A 17791-nucleotide genomic window follows, 5' to 3' on the forward strand; every position below is an offset into this window, starting at 1 on the left:
GGAGCCCGGAGACAATCCGGACATGAATGCTCTTATCATATCACCACATGAGCAAGCCTACAGCCATTCGCAGAATAAGGTGCTGGGCTGACGTGATTTATGCTGCAAATAATTCATTCAGGCCTGCATCATCTCGTATCAGCGTATAGCTTTGGGTAATATGTGCCAAATTTTGCCGAATCTGGAGAGTTGCAATGCGTGGTGATTTCTACAAACAGTTAACTAGCAATCTGGAGACCGCTCGGGCCGAAGGGTTGTTCAAAGAAGAGCGCATCATCACCTCGGCGCAGCAGGCGGACATTACCGTCGGCGACAGCCACGTGATTAACTTCTGCGCCAATAACTATCTGGGTCTGGCGAACCACCCGGAACTGATTGCCGCGGCGAAATCCGGCATGGACAGCCACGGTTTCGGGATGGCCTCGGTACGCTTCATCTGCGGCACCCAGGATACGCATAAGCAGCTGGAGAAGAAACTGGCCGATTTCCTCGGTATGGAAGACGCGATCCTCTACTCTTCCTGCTTCGACGCCAACGGCGGCCTGTTTGAAACGCTGCTCGGCCCGGAAGACGCCATTATCTCCGACGCCCTGAACCATGCCTCGATCATCGACGGCGTGCGTCTGTGTAAAGCGAAGCGCTTCCGCTATGCCAACAACGATATGCAAGAGCTGGAGGCGCGTCTGAAAGAAGCTCGCGAGGCCGGCGCGCGTCACGTGCTGATCGCCACCGACGGCGTGTTCTCGATGGATGGCGTGATCGCCAACCTGCAAGGCGTTTGCGACCTGGCGGATAAATACGATGCGCTGGTGATGGTCGATGACTCCCACGCCGTCGGCTTCGTCGGCGAAAACGGCCGCGGCTCCCACGAATACTGCGATGTGATGGGGCGCGTCGATATCATCACCGGCACGTTGGGTAAAGCGCTGGGCGGCGCCTCCGGCGGCTACACCGCCGCGCGCAAAGAGGTGGTTGAGTGGCTGCGCCAGCGCTCCCGTCCGTATCTGTTCTCCAACTCTCTGGCGCCGGCCATCGTGGCCGCCTCCATCAAAGTGCTGGAGATGGTTGAAGAGGGGGCAGACCTGCGCGATCGCCTGTGGGCTAACGCGCGTCTGTTCCGCGAAAAAATGACCGCGGCAGGCTTCACGCTGGCCGGCGCCGACCACGCCATCATTCCGGTGATGCTGGGCGAAGCGGTGGTGGCGCAGAACTTTGCCCGCGAGCTGCAGAAAGAAGGGATCTATGTCACCGGCTTCTTCTATCCGGTGGTACCGAAAGGCCAGGCGCGTATTCGCACCCAGATGTCGGCGGCGCATACCCCTGAACAAATTGAGCGTGCGGTGGAAGCCTTTACCCGCATCGGCAAACAACTGGGCGTCATCGCCTAATAAGGGTATGAGATGAAAGCGTTATCCAAACTGAAAGCGGAAGAAGGCATCTGGATGACCGACGTACCGGAACCGGAAGTCGGCCATAACGATCTGCTGATTAAAATCCGCAAGACCGCCATTTGCGGGACCGACGTGCACATCTACAACTGGGATGAGTGGTCGCAGAAGACCATTCCGGTGCCGATGGTGGTCGGTCACGAATATGTCGGCGAAGTGGTGGGGATTGGTCAGGAAGTGCGCGGCTTTAAGATTGGCGACCGCGTCTCCGGCGAGGGGCATATCACCTGCGGCCACTGCCGTAACTGCCGCGCGGGCCGCACCCATCTGTGCCGCAACACCATAGGCGTGGGCGTCAACCGCCCGGGCTGCTTTGCTGAGTATCTGGTGATCCCGGCCTTTAACGCCTTTAAAATCCCCGACAATATCTCTGATGACCTGGCGTCTATCTTCGACCCGTTCGGCAACGCGGTGCACACCGCGCTCTCCTTCGATCTGGTCGGGGAAGACGTGCTGGTTTCCGGCGCCGGTCCGATTGGCGTGATGGCGGCGGCGGTAGCGAAACACGTCGGCGCGCGTAACGTGGTGATCACCGACGTCAACGAGTACCGTCTTGAGCTGGCGCGCAAAATGGGCGTTACCCGCGCGGTGAACGTGGCCAAAGAGAACCTTAATGACGTGATGGCCGAGCTGGGGATGACCGAAGGTTTCGATGTGGGTCTGGAGATGTCCGGCGCGCCGCCGGCGTTTCGCAGCATGCTGGATACCATGAACCACGGCGGCCGTATCGCGATGCTGGGTATCCCGCCGTCGGATATGTCCATCGACTGGACCAAGGTCATCTTCAAAGGGCTGTTTATCAAAGGTATCTATGGTCGCGAAATGTTCGAAACCTGGTACAAGATGGCGGCGCTGATCCAGTCTGGTCTGGATCTCTCACCGATCATCACCCACCGCTTCGGCATTGATGACTTCCAGAAAGGTTTTGACGCGATGCGCTCCGGCCAGTCCGGTAAAGTGGTTTTGAGCTGGGACTAATCCCCCATGCTGGCGTAAAAATCAGCAAAAAAGGCGCCTGCGGGCGCCTTAATTTAGATTTGGATAACATTTTTAGCCTGCTTAATATTAAGCGCACAATTTCTACATCGATTTTACGGTTATTCGCTTATACAGTGTGTTTAGTCGCAGTTTAACTTTGTAACTATCATGCTTAAACTCTCCGTATGCTTACTGACCTGTAACTCTGCGCGCCTGCTGATGGAGGTGCTGCCGCCTCTGCTGAAGGTGGCCGATGAATGTATCGTCGTCGACTCCGGCAGTACCGACGAAACCGTCGCTATTTGCCAGCAGTTTGGTCTCACCGTCCATCACCATGCCTATAAAGCCCACGGCGCGCAGATGAACTATGCCATCGGACTGGCCAGCCATGACTGGGTGCTGTGCATGGACAGCGACGAAATTCTTGATAATGACGTGGTGGCGGCCATTCAGGCGCTAAAAGCGGGGGAGGAGCCTGAGCCGACCTGCGCCTGGCGTCTGCCGCGCTACTGGTTTGTGCTAGGCAAACAGGTACGGACTATCTACCCCATTTCCTCACCGGATTATCCGGTGCGGCTCTTTAACCGCCAGCAGGCGCGGTTTAACGATCGGCCGGTGGATGACCAGGTGGTCGGACACGCGAGCTCCGTCAGGCTGCCGGGCTTCGTTCGCCACGATACCTTTTATTCGCTGCATGAAGTGTTTAATAAGCTGAACAGCTATACCACCCGGCTGGTGAAGTACCAGCAGATCAAACCTTCGCTGACGCGGGGGATCGTCAGCGCCATTGGCGCTTTCTTTAAGTGGTATCTGTTTAGCGGGGCGTGGCGCTATGGCAAGGTCGGCGTGGTGACCGGCCTGTACGCGACGTTTTACAGCTTTCTGAAATATTTTAAGGCGTGGTACGCCCACGAAGATAACCAGGCGCCCGTCGCGCAAAAGCGAACGGACCCCTGAGTAGTCTAGTTGCCGGGGTTGTCCCAGCCCTGCCATTTGAGGCGATAGTACTGGATCAGCGCGCTCTGGCTGATGCTATCGCTGAGGATAGTGAAGAAGCGACTGGCGTTCACAGGCTCCAGCGGGCGCTTCGGTTTGCAAGACTTCACGCCATGGAACGGATTACGCGGCTTCTGCTGCGTTTGTTGCGCGGGCGGCTGGGCGTAGTTTGGCGTCGAGTTGTCGACCTGCGGCTCGTTGAGCAGGCTGCTCGGGCGCACCAGCGTGATATCCGGCGGCAGGTTATAGACCATCTGCTGCAGCACCCGCACCGTCGTCGGATGCGGATGGCCAATGGCTATCGCCGAACCGTTGCGCCGCGCCAGGGCGATGGCGCGATTGAACTGGTTGCGGATATCGGCTTCATTCTGCGTATCGTCGAGAAACACTTTGCGCTTAATCACCTTCACGCCGGTACCCTGCGCGGCGCGCATGGCCTGGGTGTTGCCGATGGTGACGCTGTCGAGAAAATAGAGATTGTAGCGCTCCAGGGCCTGCATCACCTTCTGCATGCCAAACAGGTTGGAGGTCATCGCGCTGCCCATATGGTTATTCAGCCCGACGGCGTAAGGGACTTTGCCGTAAGCCTCGCGAATAATGCGCTCGATCTCCTCGCTGCTCATTTCGGGACGCAGGGTGTCTTTTTCCAGCGGCTGTTTGCTGAGCGGTGCCATTGGCAGGTGGATGAGCACTTCATGGCCCTGATTATGCGCTTTAGTGGCCATTTCCCGGGCGTGCGGCGCGTTCGGCAGCACGGCGACGGAGATAGTTGCCGGCAGCGCCAGCACCTGATTCTCGGTCTGCGGGCGGTAGCCAAAATCGTCAATAACGATGGAGAGTTTGCCAGCGAACGCTGGCGCCGCCAGAGCCAGCGAACCGGCTACGGCAAGAGCAATTGCGCGAAATTGAAGCAAAACTTATCTTCCCAACCACGGCTGTGGATTGACCGCCTGACCCTGGCGGCGAATTTCGAAATAGAGCGACGGACGGCCCTGACCGCCGCTGCTGCCTACGAGCGCGATAGGCTGGCCGGCACGCACCTGGGTACCAACGCTGACCAGCGCGCTTTGGTTATAGCCATACAGGCTCATGTCGCCTTTGCCATGTTCGACCACCACCACCAGACCATAGCCCTGCAGCCAGTCGGCCAGAATGACCCGACCATCGGCAATGGCTCTGACTTCGGTGCCTTCAGACGCGGCGATAACCATCCCTTTCCAACGTAGTTCACCTTGCAGCTGTTCGCCATATCGATGAAGGAGCGGACCGCGAACCGGCCAGAACGCCTGACCGCGCGGCGAGCCCAGCCCGCCGGTGCGTGACATCAGCGAACGCTCGCTTTCCGTTGGTTTATAGGTGGTGCCTTTGCGCGATGCTTCCTGCTGGCGGTCGCGCACCGCCTGCGCGTCGCGTGCTTCCCGATCGGCTCGGGCTTTGGCGGCAGCCTCCGCCTGGGCGATACGACCGCGTAGGCGCGATTCGTTAGCCCGCAATTCACTTAACTGTTGCTGACCTTGCTGAATGGAGGATTCCAGTCCGGAAAGGGTCTTTTTCCGTTCGTTACGCGCCTGCTCCAGCTTCGCCTGCTGAGCTTTTTGCTCGTAGACCAGCGTCTGCTGCTGGCTCTGCTTCTCTTCGAGCATCGACTTTTGCACCGCCATCTCTTCGCGCGTTTTCTTCAGTTCCGCGATAGTCTCCTGGCGGGCCTGGTTGAAATAGCTGAAATAGACCTGCATCCGCTGATTGCGCTGGCCCTCTTCACCGCTGAGCACCATCTGGATGCCGGTATGCGGCCCCTGGCGGAAAGCGGCATCGAGCTGCGCGGCGAGGTTCCGCTCCTGAGACGCGCGCTGGCGCTCCAGCTTCGCGAGAGCGGCGTTCATCTCGTCAATCTGCTTATTGAGCTGGTTCAGGCTATCCTGGGTTTCGCGCAGTTTGCGGGCCGCGGCGGCGATCGCCTCTTCCTGCGCTTTGAGCTGGGCGAGCAGGCTTGCGCGCTGCTGCTGCTGTTGCTTAATCGCCCGCTGCCTGGCGGCGATGTCGGCCTGGATGGACTTTAGCTGATCGCGATCGTCGGCATGCGCAGATGACGCGCACAGCAATACGCCAGCGCTGAGCGCGCTGGCGTAAAGGACGGATCGAACTGCCGCTGCGATCCATGTAGTTGAATACATCGCCTTTCCCCTCATGGGGAAGGATTATTCCACGATGAACAGCGGCTTGCCAGTCATCTCTTGCGGGATTTCCATTCCCATCAGCGACAGCATGGTCGGGGCGATGTCGGAAAGTTTGCCGCCGTTGACCGCTTTGACCGCTTTATTACCGACGTAGATCAGCGGAACCGGCAGATTGGTATGGGCGGTGTGCGCCTGGCCGGTGGCCGGGTCGCGCATCTGCTCGGCGTTGCCGTGGTCGGCGGTGATCAGCAGCTGGCCGCCAACGGATTCCACCGCCTGAGCCACCTGGTCGATGCAGCGATCCAGCGCTTCAACCGCTTTTACGGCAGCTTCCATCACCCCGGTATGGCCAACCATATCGCCGTTCGGGTAGTTACAGATGATGGTGTCGTATTTTCCGCCTTTGATGGCGGCGACCAGTTTCTCGGTCAGCTCGGCGGAGCTCATTTCCGGCTGCAGATCGTAGGTCGCCACTTTTGGTGAGTTAATCAGAATACTCTCTTCGCCTTTAAACGGCTCTTCTACGCCGCCGTTGAAGAAGAAGGTGACGTGAGCGTATTTCTCGGTTTCGGAGATGCGCAGCTGGGTTTTATCGTGCTTCGCCATCCACTCGCCGAAGGTGTTAGCCAGTGAGGCGGGCGGATAGGCGCAGGCGACTTTGATGTCGGCGGCGTATTCGGTGAGCATCACGAAGTCGAGGTTAACCACTTTCTTACGCGCGAAGCCGTCGAAGTCGGCGTTGACGAAGGCGCGGGTGATTTCACGCGCGCGGTCGGCACGGAAGTTCATGAAGATCAGCGCGTCGCCGTCTTCCATCGCGGCATCGGCCTGGCCGGCGGCGCGAATAACGGTGGCTTTGACGAATTCGTCGTTTTCGTCACGGGCGTAGGCGGCCTGCAGACCCTCGACGGCGGTATCGGCCTGGAATTCGCCTTTCGCCAGGGTCATCAGATCATAAGCTTGTTCCACGCGATCCCAGCGGTTATCGCGGTCCATGGCATAATAGCGGCCAATAATAGACGCGATGCGGCCTTTGCCCAGCGCGGCAAATTTGGCTTCGAATGTCGCCAGCGTTTTTTCCGCGCTGCGCGGCGGCGTATCACGGCCATCAAGGAAGGCGTGCAGATAGATTTTCTCAGCGCCGCGCTCTGCTGCCAGCTCCACCATGGCCATGATGTGATCTTCGTGGCTGTGGACGCCGCCCGGAGACATCAGGCCCATGATGTGGACCGCTTTACCGGCGGCAACCGCTTTGTCGACCGCGGCGGTGAGTACCGGGTTGGCGAAGAAGGTGCGTTCTTTAATTTCAACATCGAGACGGGTCAGGTCCTGGTAGACGATACGACCGGCGCCCAGGTTGACGTGGCCTACTTCGGAGTTCCCCATCTGACGGTCCGGCAGGCCGACTTCCAGGCCAGATGCATCGATCAGGGTATGCGGACGTTTGGCCCACAGGGCGTCCATTACCGGCGTTTTAGCGCTGTAAATGGCGTTATCCTGTTGGTCTTCGCGATAGCCGTAGCCATCCAGAATCACCAGTACCATAGGTTTTTTAGAAACCGACATTGCGACAACCTCATGCTCAAAGACAGAAATTTTGCGTAATTTTACTACAGCTGAATCGTTTAAATCCCCGTGAAAGATCAAAGAAAGGGAAGGGGCGGCGTCAGAGGCGATGATGAAGGCGGCTTTTTTTTCGTGACCGCCCGCAGAAAATACATTACATCGCGCTCACTGGCTGTAATTGCCGCAAGGCACAGGTATACTCCTTTCCTGGTTTTTTTCTCACTTAGTCGGGAGTTGTAACCCCCCATGCAAGAAATTATGCAATTCATCGGCCGTCACCCGGTCCTAAGCATCGCATGGATCGCGCTGCTGGGTGCGGTAGTGTTCACCACCTTCAAGGGGCTGATGTCGAAAGTTAAAGTCATCACCCGTGGTGAAGCGACGCGTCTTATCAATAAAGAAGATGCGGTGGTGGTCGACCTGCGTCAGCGTGACGATTTCCGTAAAGGCCATATTGCCGGCGCTATTAACCTGCTGCCCAGCGATATCAAAGCCAATAACGTCGGCGAGTTGGAAAAACAGAAATCGCAACCCATTATTGTGGTAGACGGTTCCGGCATGCAGGCGCAAGAGCCCGCCAGCGCGCTGAACAAAGCCGGGTTTGAAAAAGTCTTTGTACTGAAAGAGGGCATTGCTGGCTGGAGCGGCGAAAACCTCCCTCTGGTACGCGGCAAATAACTTACCTCGCGTGGTGATGCCGCCGCGTTTTCTCCTTCACGCCTGACGTGAAGGGAACACAGGCTGCGGCGTAAAACCCTCAGGGTAACAACAGGAGTGAAGTCATGGCCAATATTGAGATCTACACCAAAGCGACCTGCCCGTTCTGCATCCGCGCGAAAGCGCTGCTGAACAGCAAAGGCGTAACGTTCCATGAGTTGCCGATCGATGGCGATGCCGCGAAGCGTGAGGAGATGATCCAGCGCAGCGGACGGACGACGGTTCCGCAGATTTTTATTGATGCGCAGCACATTGGCGGCTGTGACGACTTGTATGCGCTTGATTCACGTGGTGGACTTGATCCCCTCTTGCGCTAATTTTTGCGCGCTTTCCCTGGCGGAAGCGCGTATTTAAGGACAACACGAAAGGGTTTTACTATGTCAGAACAAAACAGCACCGAAATGACCTTCCAGATCCAGCGTATCTATACCAAAGATATCTCTTTTGAAGCGCCGAACGCGCCGCAAGTTTTCCAGAAAGACTGGCAGCCGGAAGTTAAACTTGATCTGGATACCGCCTCCACCCAGCTGGCTGAAGGCGTTTATGAAGTGGTGCTGCGTGTGACCGTGACCGCTGCGCTGGGCGAAGAAACCGCGTTCCTCTGTGAAGTACAGCAGGGCGGTATTTTCTCCATCGACGGCATCGAAGGCACCCAGATGGCGCACTGCCTCGGCGCATACTGCCCGAACATTCTGTTCCCGTACGCGCGCGAGTGCATCACCAGCCTGGTTTCCCGCGGCACCTTCCCGCAACTTAACCTTGCGCCAGTGAACTTCGACGCGCTGTTCATGAACTATCTGCAGCAGCAGGCTGGCGAAGGTGCTGAACAACATCAGGATGCCTGATGAACGCACTTAATGCTGCAATGACTGTGATCGGTGCCGGCTCTTACGGCACCGCTCTTGCCATCACCCTGGCAAGAAATGGCCACCACGTTGTGCTCTGGGGCCATGACCCGAAACATATCGCGACGCTGCAACACGATCGCTGTAACGCCGCGTTCCTTCCCGATGTGCCTTTCCCGGATACGCTGCATCTTGAGAGCGACCTGGCCACCGCGCTGGCCGCCAGCCGCGACATCCTTGTCGTGGTGCCGAGCCATGTATTCGGTCAGGTGTTACGCCAGATTAAACCGCTGATGCGTTCCGACGCGCGGCTGGTGTGGGCCACCAAAGGCCTGGAGGCCGAAACCGGCCGTCTGCTGCAGGACGTGGCGCGTGAAGCGCTGGGCGATGATATTCCGCTTGCGGTGATCTCGGGGCCAACCTTCGCCAAAGAGCTGGCCGCCGGCCTGCCGACGGCGATTTCGCTGGCGGCCACGGATCCGCAGTTTGCGGAAGACCTTCAGCGCCTACTGCACTGCGGCAAAAGCTTCCGCGTCTACATCAACCCGGACTTTATCGGCGTGCAGCTCGGCGGCGCGGTGAAAAACGTCATTGCCATCGGGGCAGGTATGTCGGATGGCATCGGCTTCGGCGCCAATGCGCGTACGGCGCTGATTACCCGTGGGCTGGTGGAAATGTCCCGCCTCGGCGCGGCGCTGGGCGCCGATCCGGAAACCTTTATGGGCATGGCCGGCCTCGGTGACCTGGTGCTCACCTGCACCGACAACCAGTCCCGTAACCGTCGCTTCGGCATGATGCTCGGCCAGGGTATGGACGTGCAGAGCGCCCAGGACAAGATTGGCCAGGTGGTTGAAGGCTACCGCAATACCAAGGAAGTTCGCGTTCTGGCACAGCGTTTAGGTGTCGAAATGCCAATAACCGAGGAAATTTATCAGGTATTGTATTGCGGAAAAATTGCGCGCGAGGCAGCATTGACCTTATTGGGTCGCGCCCGCAAGGACGAGCGCAGCAGCAATTAGCTTTCCTTTGTCACCTGAATGACCCTGCCAGCGCAGAACTGGCAGGTCATTACTATATCGCCTGGAGTATGCAATGCCGTGTGAAGAACTGGATATCGTCTGGAATAATATTAAAGCCGAAGCCCGGGCTTTGGCTGACTGTGAGCCGATGCTCGCCAGTTTTTACCACGCAACGCTACTCAAGCATGAAAATCTCGGCAGCGCGCTGAGCTATATGCTGGCCAACAAGCTGGCTTCCCCGATTATGCCGGCGATCGCCATTCGCGAAGTGGTGGAAGAGGCCTACGCCGCCGATCCGGAAATGATCGCCTCCGCCGCCTGCGATATTCAGGCGGTGCGCACGCGCGACCCGGCGGTGGATAAATACTCCACGCCGTTGCTCTATCTGAAGGGTTTCCATGCCTTGCAAGCCTATCGTATCGGCCACTGGCTGTGGACTCAGGGGCGACGCGCGCTGGCGATTTTCCTGCAAAATCAGGTCTCCGTCTCTTTCCAGGTGGATATCCACCCGGCGGCGAAAATCGGCCGCGGGATCATGCTCGACCATGCCACCGGCATTGTGGTCGGCGAAACGGCGGTGATTGAAGATGACGTCTCTATTCTGCAGTCGGTCACCCTCGGCGGGACCGGTAAAACCAGCGGCGACCGTCATCCGAAAATTCGCGAAGGCGTAATGATTGGCGCCGGGGCGAAGATCCTCGGCAATATTGAAGTCGGGCGTGGCGCGAAGATTGGCGCCGGTTCGGTGGTATTGCAGCCGGTTCCGCCGCACACCACCGCGGCGGGCGTACCGGCGCGTATCGTCGGCAAGCCGGAGAGCGACAAGCCGGCGATGGATATGGATCAGCATTTCAATGGCATCCACCACACCTTCGAGTACGGCGATGGGATTTGATGTATTGCCATTTGCCGCTGCTAAGCACAGAAATGTAGCCCGGATAAGGCGCAACGCGCCGTAATCCGGGAACCGCTCAGGTTAGCTGCGCAAGACCGCGCCAGGATACCCCAGCTGGCGCCAGGCTTCATACACCACCACCGACACCGCGTTTGACAGGTTCATACTGCGGCTGTCCGGCATCATCGGAATACGGATTTTCTGCTCCGGCGGCAGGGCATCGAGGATGCTGGCCGGCAGACCGCGGGTTTCCGGGCCAAACATCAAGAAATCGCCGTCCTGATAGCTCACTGCGCTGTGCGCAGGCGTGCCTTTGGTGGTCAGGGCGAACAGACGCTGCGGCTGCGCGCTGGCGACAAACGCCGCGTAATCCGCATGGCGCTGCACGGCAGTGAACTCGTGATAGTCCAGTCCGGCGCGTCTCAGGCGTTTATCGTCCCAGGTGAAGCCCATCGGCTCAATGATATGCAGACTGAAGCCCGTGTTGGCGCACAGGCGGATAATATTCCCGGTGTTCGGCGGGATCTCTGGTTCGAATAACACGATGTTCAGCATACTGCCCCCTTAATTGCGGGGGGCAGAATAGCAGATATTTGGCGAACCCTCACCCTGAGGGAGAGGGGCGGCGTAAGGGAAAACGTGGAGAATTACGCGGCGTTATTCTGCTTCAGCGCATCGAAGGTCTGCAGCGCTTCGGCGTTCTGCACCAGCGAATCACGGCTGATTTCACGGATACTTTTCGCCCCGGTGAGGGTCATCGCCACTTTCATCTCTTTCTCGATGAGGTTCAGCAGATTCGCCACGCCCTGCTTACCGTGGGTCGCCAGGGCGTACAGGTAAGCGCGGCCCAGCAGTACGCTGTCGGCGCCCAGGGCGATCATCCGCACCACGTCGAGCCCGTTGCGGATGCCGCTGTCTGCGAGAATAGTGATGTCGCCTTTCACCGCGTCGGCAATTGCCGGCAGGGCGCGGGCCGAGGAGAGCACGCCATCGAGCTGGCGGCCGCCGTGGTTGGAGACGACAATGCCGTCAGCGCCGAAGCGCACCGCGTCGCGGGCGTCCTCCGGATCGAGGATCCCTTTGATCACCATCGGACCGTCCCAGAAATCGCGGATCCACTCCAGGTCTTTCCATGAAATCGACGGATCGAAGTTATTCGCCAGCCAGCCAATGTAATCCTCAAGCCCGGTCGGTTTGCCGAGATAGGCGGAGATATTGCCCAGATCGTGCGGGCGACCGTTAAGGCCGACGTCCCACGCCCACTGCGGATGGGTGACGGCCTGCCAGTAGCGGCGCAGGGCGGCGTTCGGGCCGCTCATGCCGGAATGGGCGTCGCGGTAGCGGGCGCCGGGAGTCGGCATATCGACGGTAAAGACCAGCGTCGAGCAGCCGGCGGCTTTGGCGCGCTCCAGCGCATTGCGCATAAAGCCGCGGTCGCGCAGGACATACAGCTGGAACCACATCGGGCGCTTGATGGTCGGGGCGACCTCTTCGATCGGGCAGACGGAAACGGTAGAGAGGGTGAACGGAATGCCTTTGTCGTCCGCCGCGCCGGCGGCCTGCACTTCGCCGCGGCGGGCGTACATCCCGCACAGCCCGACCGGCGCCAACGCCGTCGGCATCGCCAGCTTCTCGTTGAATAACGTCGTTTCCAGACTCAGGTCCGACATATTGCGCAAAATACGCTGGCGCAAGGCTACATCGGAAAGGTCCTCGACGTTGCGGCGCAGGGTATGTTCGGCGTAGGCGCCGCCGTCAATATAGTGGAACAGAAACGGCGGCAGGATACGCTGTGCGGCGGCGCGATAGTCGCTGGCGGCGGAAATAATCATCACGAGTTCTCCCTGGAATTTTCATTGTGGTCACCGGGCAGGCGGGTAATTCGCGCCTGGCGGGCCTGGTCTTCATCAAAACGTTTGATGGTGGCGTGGACAAAGCCTAAGTGGCCCATCATCGCCTGGCGCGCCGCCTCGGCGTCGCCGGCGACAATCGCCTCCATGACGGCCTGGTGCTGTTCGGTCAGGCGGGCAAACACCGGCGGCACCTGATACATGCGCTGGCGGCTCTGCTTAACGGAGGAGTGCAGCAGGTCGAAAAAGCCGCGCATGGTTTGCAGGAGCACCACGTTATGCGAGGCTTCGGCGATCGCCAGGTGAAAGCGGACATCCGCCTGCGAGGCGATATCCGGGTCTTCACTCTGGGTCGCTTCAAAGCACAGACGAATTTTTTCTTTATCGGCGTCGGTGGCGCGCATCGCCGCGTGCCACGCGGTGCTGGCTTCGATGGCGTGGCGAGCTTCGAGGATATCGAAGCTGTAGTCCGGGTCATCGGCCAGCAGCGTCTTCAGCGGCTGGACGATGTTTTGCTCTGACCACGGCTCATGCTGAAAGCGGACGAAGGTGCCGCCGCCGCGACGGCTCAACAGCACCCCTTCATTGACCAGCATCGCCAGCGCTTCGCGCAGGGAATTGCGTGAGACGCCGAGCTGGGCGGCGAGCTGGCGCTCGGCGGGCAGTCGCATGCCCGCCTCCAGCTGTTGTTCTTCAATCAGCGCCCGGACGCGACGCGCCACGTCGTCGGCCAGGCGTTTAGGCATCACTATCACGGGATCATCCAGGTTAAAACGTAGGCCTGCAGCGTGGTGATCAGCCCCACCATGCAGGTGAAGATCAGGCTATGTTTGACGGTAAAGCGGAACAGATCCGACTCTTTGCCCACCAGGCCTACCGCGGCGCAGGCGATGGCGATCGACTGCGGGGAAATCATCTTGCCGGTAACGCCGCCGGTGGTATTGGCCGCGACCAGCAGAATATCGGAGACGCCAATCTGCTGCGCCGCCGTTGCCTGCAGCGCGGCGAACAGGGCGTTAGACGAGGTGTCCGAACCGGTCAGGAATACCCCCAGCCAGCCAAGGAACGGCGAGAAGAAGGTAAACGCGTGGCCGGTATGGGCCAGCGCCAGGGCCAGGGTCGACGACAGCCCGGAATAGTTAGAGATAAAGGCGAACGCCAGCACCATGCCGATAGAGTAGATCGGCAGCGCCAGATCCTTCAGCGTCCCGGCGAAGGTGGTCAGCGCATCTTTCGGCTTCATGCGCAGCCAGACGATGGACAGCAGGGCGGCGAACAGAATGGCGGTGCCGGTTGCCGACAGCCAGTCGAATTTATACACCGCGGCGTAGGGCGTCGCGGCGCTAACCACCGGCGGCATACGGGCAACCATTTTGTCGAGGAATGGTACCGAAATATTGATAACGAAGTCATACATCGCGCCGCCAGGAGCGAACAGCGCTTTGAATGGCGGCACGCTCCACAGGGTCACGGTGGCGGTCAGGAACAGGAACGGCGACCAGGCGCGGATCACTTGTCCCGCCGTGTAGCGTGTGCGGGCCAGCGTCATATCCACCTGCGAGGCGCCGAGATCGCCGAAGCGGAAGATGCGTACCGGCTGCCAGCGTTTGAGGAACAGGGTCAGACAGACCAGGGAGACCAGCGACGAGATGATATCCGGCAGCTCCGGGCCAAGGAAGTTAGAGCTGAGGTACTGGGCAATAGCGAACGAACCGCCTGCGACTATCACCGCCGGCCAGGTCTCTTTAATGCCGCGCCAGCCGTCCATAATCGCCATGATCCAGAACAGCACGATAATGGTCAGGAACGGCAGCTGGCGGCCCACCATCTGGCCGATGGCGAAGCTATCGATACCGGTCACCTGGCCGGCGACCAGAATCGGGATGCCCATCGCGCCGAAGGCCACCGGCGCGGTGTTGACGATCAGGCACAGGCCAGCCGCATACAGCGGGTTAAACCCGAGACCAACCAGCAGCGCGGCGGTAATCGCCACCGGTGCGCCGAAACCCGCCGCCCCTTCGAGAAAGGCGCCGAACGAGAAGCCGACGATCAGCATCTGCAGGCGCTGGTCCGGCGTAATCGACAGAATCGATGAGCGGATGATGTCGAACTGTCCGGTCTTCACCGAGATTTTATAGACGAAGACCGCGGCGATAATAATCCACGCGATAGGCCACAGGCCGTAGAAGAAGCCGTAGACCACCGAGGCTAAGGCGCGGTCCACCGGCATTTTATAGAACAGTAAGGCAACGACCAGCGCGATTGCGACGGTCCAGGTGGCAGCGATGTAGCCTTTCAGTTTGAGCTTAATCAGCGCAAAAAAGAAAAACAGAATCGGTAGCGATGCGATAAGACTGGATAGCCAGATATTACCGGCGGGATCGTAGTTTTGTTGCCAGAGATTCATGCAGGGTCTCCATCGGGCCGCCAGGAGAGGAGGGCTGAGTCTGCGCTCATTGCCGATCCCACCAAAAGTAAAATTGGCCCGGCCAATTAAGGGTATCAGGGTTGATGACAATGAATGGTTAATCAGATGTTACTCTTAAGCAACGTGTTTGTGATGGGTTTTGACGGATTTGTGAACTGCCAGGGGGTGGATGAAATTATTGGTTGGACCAATCGACCCGGCTGAAGGTAAAAATGTGGGGGAGTGAAGACAGAATAGCCCTCTCCGTACGGAGAGGACTGGGGATCAAAATTCGCTGCGGGCGAAACCGGTCATCTCTTTCAGACCCATTTCCCGGCCCAGGGCGGTCATCGGATGGACAACCACCAGGCCGCGAACGCTTTTCTTCAGCTTGCCCATATCGGCCTGCTCTTTTTTGGTAATCGCGCGGCGGAACGGCAGGCTCATCAGTTTCTGCGCCTCTTTGCTCAGCTTCTGGCTCTGGACGGAACGCAGACGTTCAATCTCCGTTTCCAGAGTGGCTTTTTCTTTTTCCAGTTCAGCATATTTATCGGCGGCTTCCACCAGCGACAGCTCGGCCTGCTGGTGGCGGATGGCGTCGAGACGATCGCTCAGACGCTTGATTTCATTCTTTTCGACTTCTTTCATGGTGATTTGATCTGTTAATAAAGGGGCTTCATTCGCCTATAGTATGTGCCGTGACCGCTATTGTTGATAGCTATTTATCAAAAATTCGCCGTTTGTCGCCCGCGGAATGCAATATCATTTATCGCTAATAATTTGAATTTTATTAATATTCCTCCTAATACCCGTTCTAATTTCATTTCTGTGAAGCCTGTCGGCAGATAAGCACGTTTTCCTTAACCCACGCTGGTGAATTGGCTAATGCTTAATCAGATTATTCCCAAAAGGAGGACGTGATGGCAAAGATCGGCGACGGCGTACCACGTTTAATCGACAAAGCGGTTGATTTTATGGCTTCCAGTCAGGCGTTTATGGAGTATTTGAAAAAGTCTCCGCGTCTGCAGCATGTACCGCGAGACATTCCTCAGGATAAGGAAGCGTTGTTCCTGCAGCGTCTGGAATATTATCGTCAGCTTTACCGGCCGACCTGCGACCAGACGGAACCGGAATCAGAGCGTTGATTTCTGAAAGGCTTTTTTTAAGCTGATTCGTGAAATCAGCTCAGTCAGGGACAGCACCATCGTTGAGCGCACCATCTGCTGGTAACGCAGTTTCTGCATTGCCAGCAGTTCGGCATCGCTGTCATCAAATTGCGGCGTTGGCGGCAGGGCGGCGACGCAGTGCAGCTCGCCGAACGGACCGATAATTTCGTCGTCGGTAAAGCTGTACTCATTGCCGTCGTGGTTAAGCTCTTCGCGCAGGGCCATCAGCAGCTCAGCGTCTTCATATTCGGCACGACTTATCACCCCAAGGCCATAAATCAGCTTCAGGCGTACAGAGAGATCGCCGAGCGGCCCGCTGCCCTCCAGCAAGGGCTCGACGGCGTATTTCACCGCGTAGTCGTCTTTACGGAACACCTGAAGCACCAGAATATTGACCGCTTCCGTTAACAGCTCGACGGTGGCGATCAGGAAGCTTCGTACGGTTTTGCCAGCATTCAGACGCTCAAGCACACGGTTTTCAAATGCTTGTGTTTCTTCCATCATTGCCTGCATATCTGACAGGAGTCGTAATGGGCGCGACGTCGGCCGCGCCAGGTTGTGCATCATTTTTCCGCGTTGTAGTCGTTAACGGCCTCCGCGACGACATCACTTGCGGCATCCAGGCCGGAAATCTGCGCCAGCGCGGCCTGCGGCCCCTTGTCGGCGATCAGTGCCGCCAGCTCCTGCGCCTGCGGATCGTCTTCGCTACGGAAATGCATCGCCGCCGCAATCCCTTTCACCAGGTTGCGGTGCGGCAGCCCGTATTCCAGTGTACCCAGCAGCGGCTTAATTAAACGGTCGCCAGCGCTCAGTTTGCGCAGCGGCTGACGGCCAACGCGCTCAACATCGTCTTTCAGGTACGGGTTCTCGAAACGGCCAAGTATTTTCTGGATATAAGCCGCGTGCTTCTGCGGGTCAAAGGCGTAACGTTTGATCAGCACCGCGCCGCTCTCTTCCATCGCGCCCTGCACGACGGCACGAATTTTCTCGTCGAGGATCGCGTCGCGAATCGTCTGATGGCCCGCCAGTTTTCCGAGGTAGGCGGTTATAGCATGCCCGGTGTTCAAGGTGAAGAGCTTGCGTTCGACAAATGCCATCAGGTTATCAGTTAATTCCATCCCCGGGATAGTCGGCAGCGCGCCCTTGAACTGAGTCTTATCGACAATCCATTCGCTAAAGGTTTCCACGGTGACTTCCAGCGGGTCATGAGTGGCGGAAGCCGATGGCGGCACAATACGGTCAACGGCAGAGTCGACAAAGCCGATATGCGCTTCCACCCAGGCTTTATGTTCTTCCGCCAGCGCGTTAAACACGTGGCCTTTTAACTGCGTGGTGCCGCGCACCATATTTTCGCAGGCGATGATGTTCAGGGGGCGTTCGGTGCCCTGCGCTTTGCGCTGCGCCAGCCCTTTGGCGATCGCTGGCGCGATGCGCTCGAGCACGACGGGACCGACGGCGGTGGTGACCAGATCCACTTCAGCGATCAGGTCCACAACCTCATCGCCGATGCTGCTGACGGCATTGACGCCGGAGACGGTGTCCACCTGCTCATTCTCACCGACGACGTGAACCTGATAGCTATGACGGGCATTCAGGGCATCAAGTACGGTCTGATTGACATCGGCAAACGTCAGTTCGATGCCCGCGTCGGCCAGCAATTTACCGATAAAGCCACGTCCGATATTACCTGCGCCAAAATGTAATGCTTTCATAGTATTAACCTTCAA

Annotated in this window: 19 protein-coding genes; 9 read left to right on the forward strand and 10 right to left on the reverse strand. The window is 58.3% G+C overall.

Features of this window, described 5'->3' with window-relative positions:
• Window positions 1–194 precede the first annotated feature (194 nt).
• The 3 genes from kbl (at window position 195) to KHQ23_RS06075 (ending at window position 3383) form a co-directional block, all read left to right on the forward strand.
• Window positions 195–1388 carry a glycine C-acetyltransferase gene (gene kbl / locus KHQ23_RS06065; protein WP_002922462.1) on the forward strand — a complete coding sequence of 398 codons (1194 nt, stop codon included), beginning with the start codon at window positions 195–197 and terminating at the stop codon, window positions 1386–1388.
• A gap of 12 nt (window positions 1389–1400) precedes the next feature.
• Window positions 1401–2426 (forward strand): L-threonine 3-dehydrogenase, encoded by a 1026-nt coding sequence (tdh, locus tag KHQ23_RS06070; protein WP_002922461.1) that lies wholly within the window; start codon window positions 1401–1403, stop codon window positions 2424–2426.
• A gap of 168 nt (window positions 2427–2594) precedes the next feature.
• The gene (locus KHQ23_RS06075) at window positions 2595–3383 is read left to right on the forward strand and encodes a glycosyltransferase family 2 protein (RefSeq protein ID WP_004186125.1); all 789 of its coding nucleotides are present in this window, start codon (window positions 2595–2597) and stop codon (window positions 3381–3383) included.
• 5 nt (window positions 3384–3388) lie between these two features.
• Here the strand turns inward: KHQ23_RS06075 and KHQ23_RS06080 are convergent, their stop codons facing one another.
• The 3 genes from KHQ23_RS06080 to gpmM are packed head-to-tail and all read right to left on the reverse strand — an operon-like array spanning window position 3389 to window position 7165.
• Window positions 3389–4336 (reverse strand): divergent polysaccharide deacetylase family protein, encoded by a 948-nt coding sequence (locus KHQ23_RS06080; protein WP_002922459.1) that lies wholly within the window; start codon window positions 4334–4336, stop codon window positions 3389–3391.
• Window positions 4337–4339: 3 nt separating this feature from the next.
• Window positions 4340–5611: a murein hydrolase activator EnvC gene (envC, locus tag KHQ23_RS06085; protein WP_002922458.1), complete on the reverse strand. Its 1272-nt coding sequence runs from the start codon at window positions 5609–5611 to the stop codon at window positions 4340–4342.
• A gap of 9 nt (window positions 5612–5620) precedes the next feature.
• Window positions 5621–7165, reverse strand: coding sequence for a 2,3-bisphosphoglycerate-independent phosphoglycerate mutase (gpmM, locus tag KHQ23_RS06090; protein ID WP_047693997.1), 1545 nt, complete (start codon window positions 7163–7165; stop codon window positions 5621–5623).
• A 246-nt stretch (window positions 7166–7411) separates the two neighbouring features.
• On the opposite strand from gpmM, the gene KHQ23_RS06095 reads away from it, so the two are divergent.
• The 5 genes from KHQ23_RS06095 to cysE all read left to right on the forward strand — a co-directional run bounded on the left by KHQ23_RS06095 (window position 7412) and on the right by cysE (window position 10641).
• Window positions 7412–7843, forward strand: coding sequence for a rhodanese-like domain-containing protein (locus KHQ23_RS06095; protein WP_047693995.1), 432 nt, complete (start codon window positions 7412–7414; stop codon window positions 7841–7843).
• A 104-nt stretch (window positions 7844–7947) separates the two neighbouring features.
• Window positions 7948–8199, forward strand: a complete 252-nt coding sequence (gene grxC / locus KHQ23_RS06100) for a glutaredoxin 3 (RefSeq protein ID WP_002922429.1) — start codon at window positions 7948–7950, stop codon at window positions 8197–8199.
• 60 nt (window positions 8200–8259) lie between these two features.
• Window positions 8260–8727 (forward strand): protein-export chaperone SecB, encoded by a 468-nt coding sequence (secB, locus tag KHQ23_RS06105; RefSeq protein ID WP_002922428.1) that lies wholly within the window; start codon window positions 8260–8262, stop codon window positions 8725–8727.
• On the forward strand, window positions 8727–9746 hold the full coding sequence (gene gpsA / locus KHQ23_RS06110) for an NAD(P)H-dependent glycerol-3-phosphate dehydrogenase (RefSeq protein WP_002922427.1): 1020 nt from the start codon (window positions 8727–8729) through the stop codon (window positions 9744–9746). The genes secB and gpsA overlap by 1 nt, the downstream gene beginning before the upstream one ends.
• 73 nt (window positions 9747–9819) lie before the next feature.
• A complete protein-coding gene (gene cysE / locus KHQ23_RS06115) occupies window positions 9820–10641 on the forward strand; it encodes a serine O-acetyltransferase (RefSeq protein ID WP_002922426.1) in 822 nt (273 codons plus the stop codon).
• Window positions 10642–10722: 81 nt separating this feature from the next.
• Here the strand turns inward: cysE and trmL are convergent, their stop codons facing one another.
• From trmL to KHQ23_RS06140, 5 genes are all read right to left on the reverse strand, one after another.
• Window positions 10723–11196, reverse strand: a complete 474-nt coding sequence (gene trmL / locus KHQ23_RS06120; protein WP_002922423.1) for a tRNA (uridine(34)/cytosine(34)/5-carboxymethylaminomethyluridine(34)-2'-O)-methyltransferase TrmL — start codon at window positions 11194–11196, stop codon at window positions 10723–10725.
• Between the two features lie 92 nt (window positions 11197–11288).
• Window positions 11289–12473, reverse strand: a complete 1185-nt coding sequence (gene lldD, locus KHQ23_RS06125) for an FMN-dependent L-lactate dehydrogenase LldD (RefSeq protein WP_002922420.1) — start codon at window positions 12471–12473, stop codon at window positions 11289–11291.
• Window positions 12473–13246 carry a transcriptional regulator LldR gene (gene lldR, locus KHQ23_RS06130; protein ID WP_002922415.1) on the reverse strand — a complete coding sequence of 258 codons (774 nt, stop codon included), beginning with the start codon at window positions 13244–13246 and terminating at the stop codon, window positions 12473–12475. The genes lldD and lldR overlap by 1 nt, the downstream gene beginning before the upstream one ends.
• Window positions 13243–14898 carry an L-lactate permease gene (gene lldP, locus KHQ23_RS06135; protein ID WP_002922413.1) on the reverse strand — a complete coding sequence of 552 codons (1656 nt, stop codon included), beginning with the start codon at window positions 14896–14898 and terminating at the stop codon, window positions 13243–13245. The genes lldR and lldP overlap by 4 nt, the downstream gene beginning before the upstream one ends.
• 285 nt (window positions 14899–15183) lie before the next feature.
• Entirely contained in the window at window positions 15184–15546 is a 363-nt protein-coding gene (locus KHQ23_RS06140) for a YibL family ribosome-associated protein (protein WP_002922410.1), read from the reverse strand.
• 272 nt (window positions 15547–15818) lie between these two features.
• Here KHQ23_RS06140 and KHQ23_RS06145 point away from each other — a divergent pair, with 272 nt between their 5' ends.
• Window positions 15819–16043: a hypothetical protein gene (locus KHQ23_RS06145; RefSeq protein WP_002922402.1), complete on the forward strand. Its 225-nt coding sequence runs from the start codon at window positions 15819–15821 to the stop codon at window positions 16041–16043.
• Here the strand turns inward: KHQ23_RS06145 and mtlR are convergent.
• Together mtlR and mtlD are read right to left on the reverse strand one after the other, a co-directional pair.
• Entirely contained in the window at window positions 16032–16628 is a 597-nt protein-coding gene (gene mtlR / locus KHQ23_RS06150) for a mannitol operon repressor MtlR (RefSeq protein WP_002922401.1), read from the reverse strand. The two genes, KHQ23_RS06145 and mtlR, sit on opposite strands and share 12 nt — an antisense overlap.
• Window positions 16628–17776, reverse strand: coding sequence for a mannitol-1-phosphate 5-dehydrogenase (gene mtlD, locus KHQ23_RS06155; RefSeq protein WP_015959133.1), 1149 nt, complete (start codon window positions 17774–17776; stop codon window positions 16628–16630). The genes mtlR and mtlD overlap by 1 nt, the downstream gene beginning before the upstream one ends.
• Window positions 17777–17791 lie beyond the last annotated feature (15 nt).

Origin of the sequence: Klebsiella sp. 64 (assembly GCF_018223915.1) — a bacterium.
GTDB classification, from domain to species: domain Bacteria; phylum Pseudomonadota; class Gammaproteobacteria; order Enterobacterales; family Enterobacteriaceae; genus Klebsiella; species Klebsiella pneumoniae.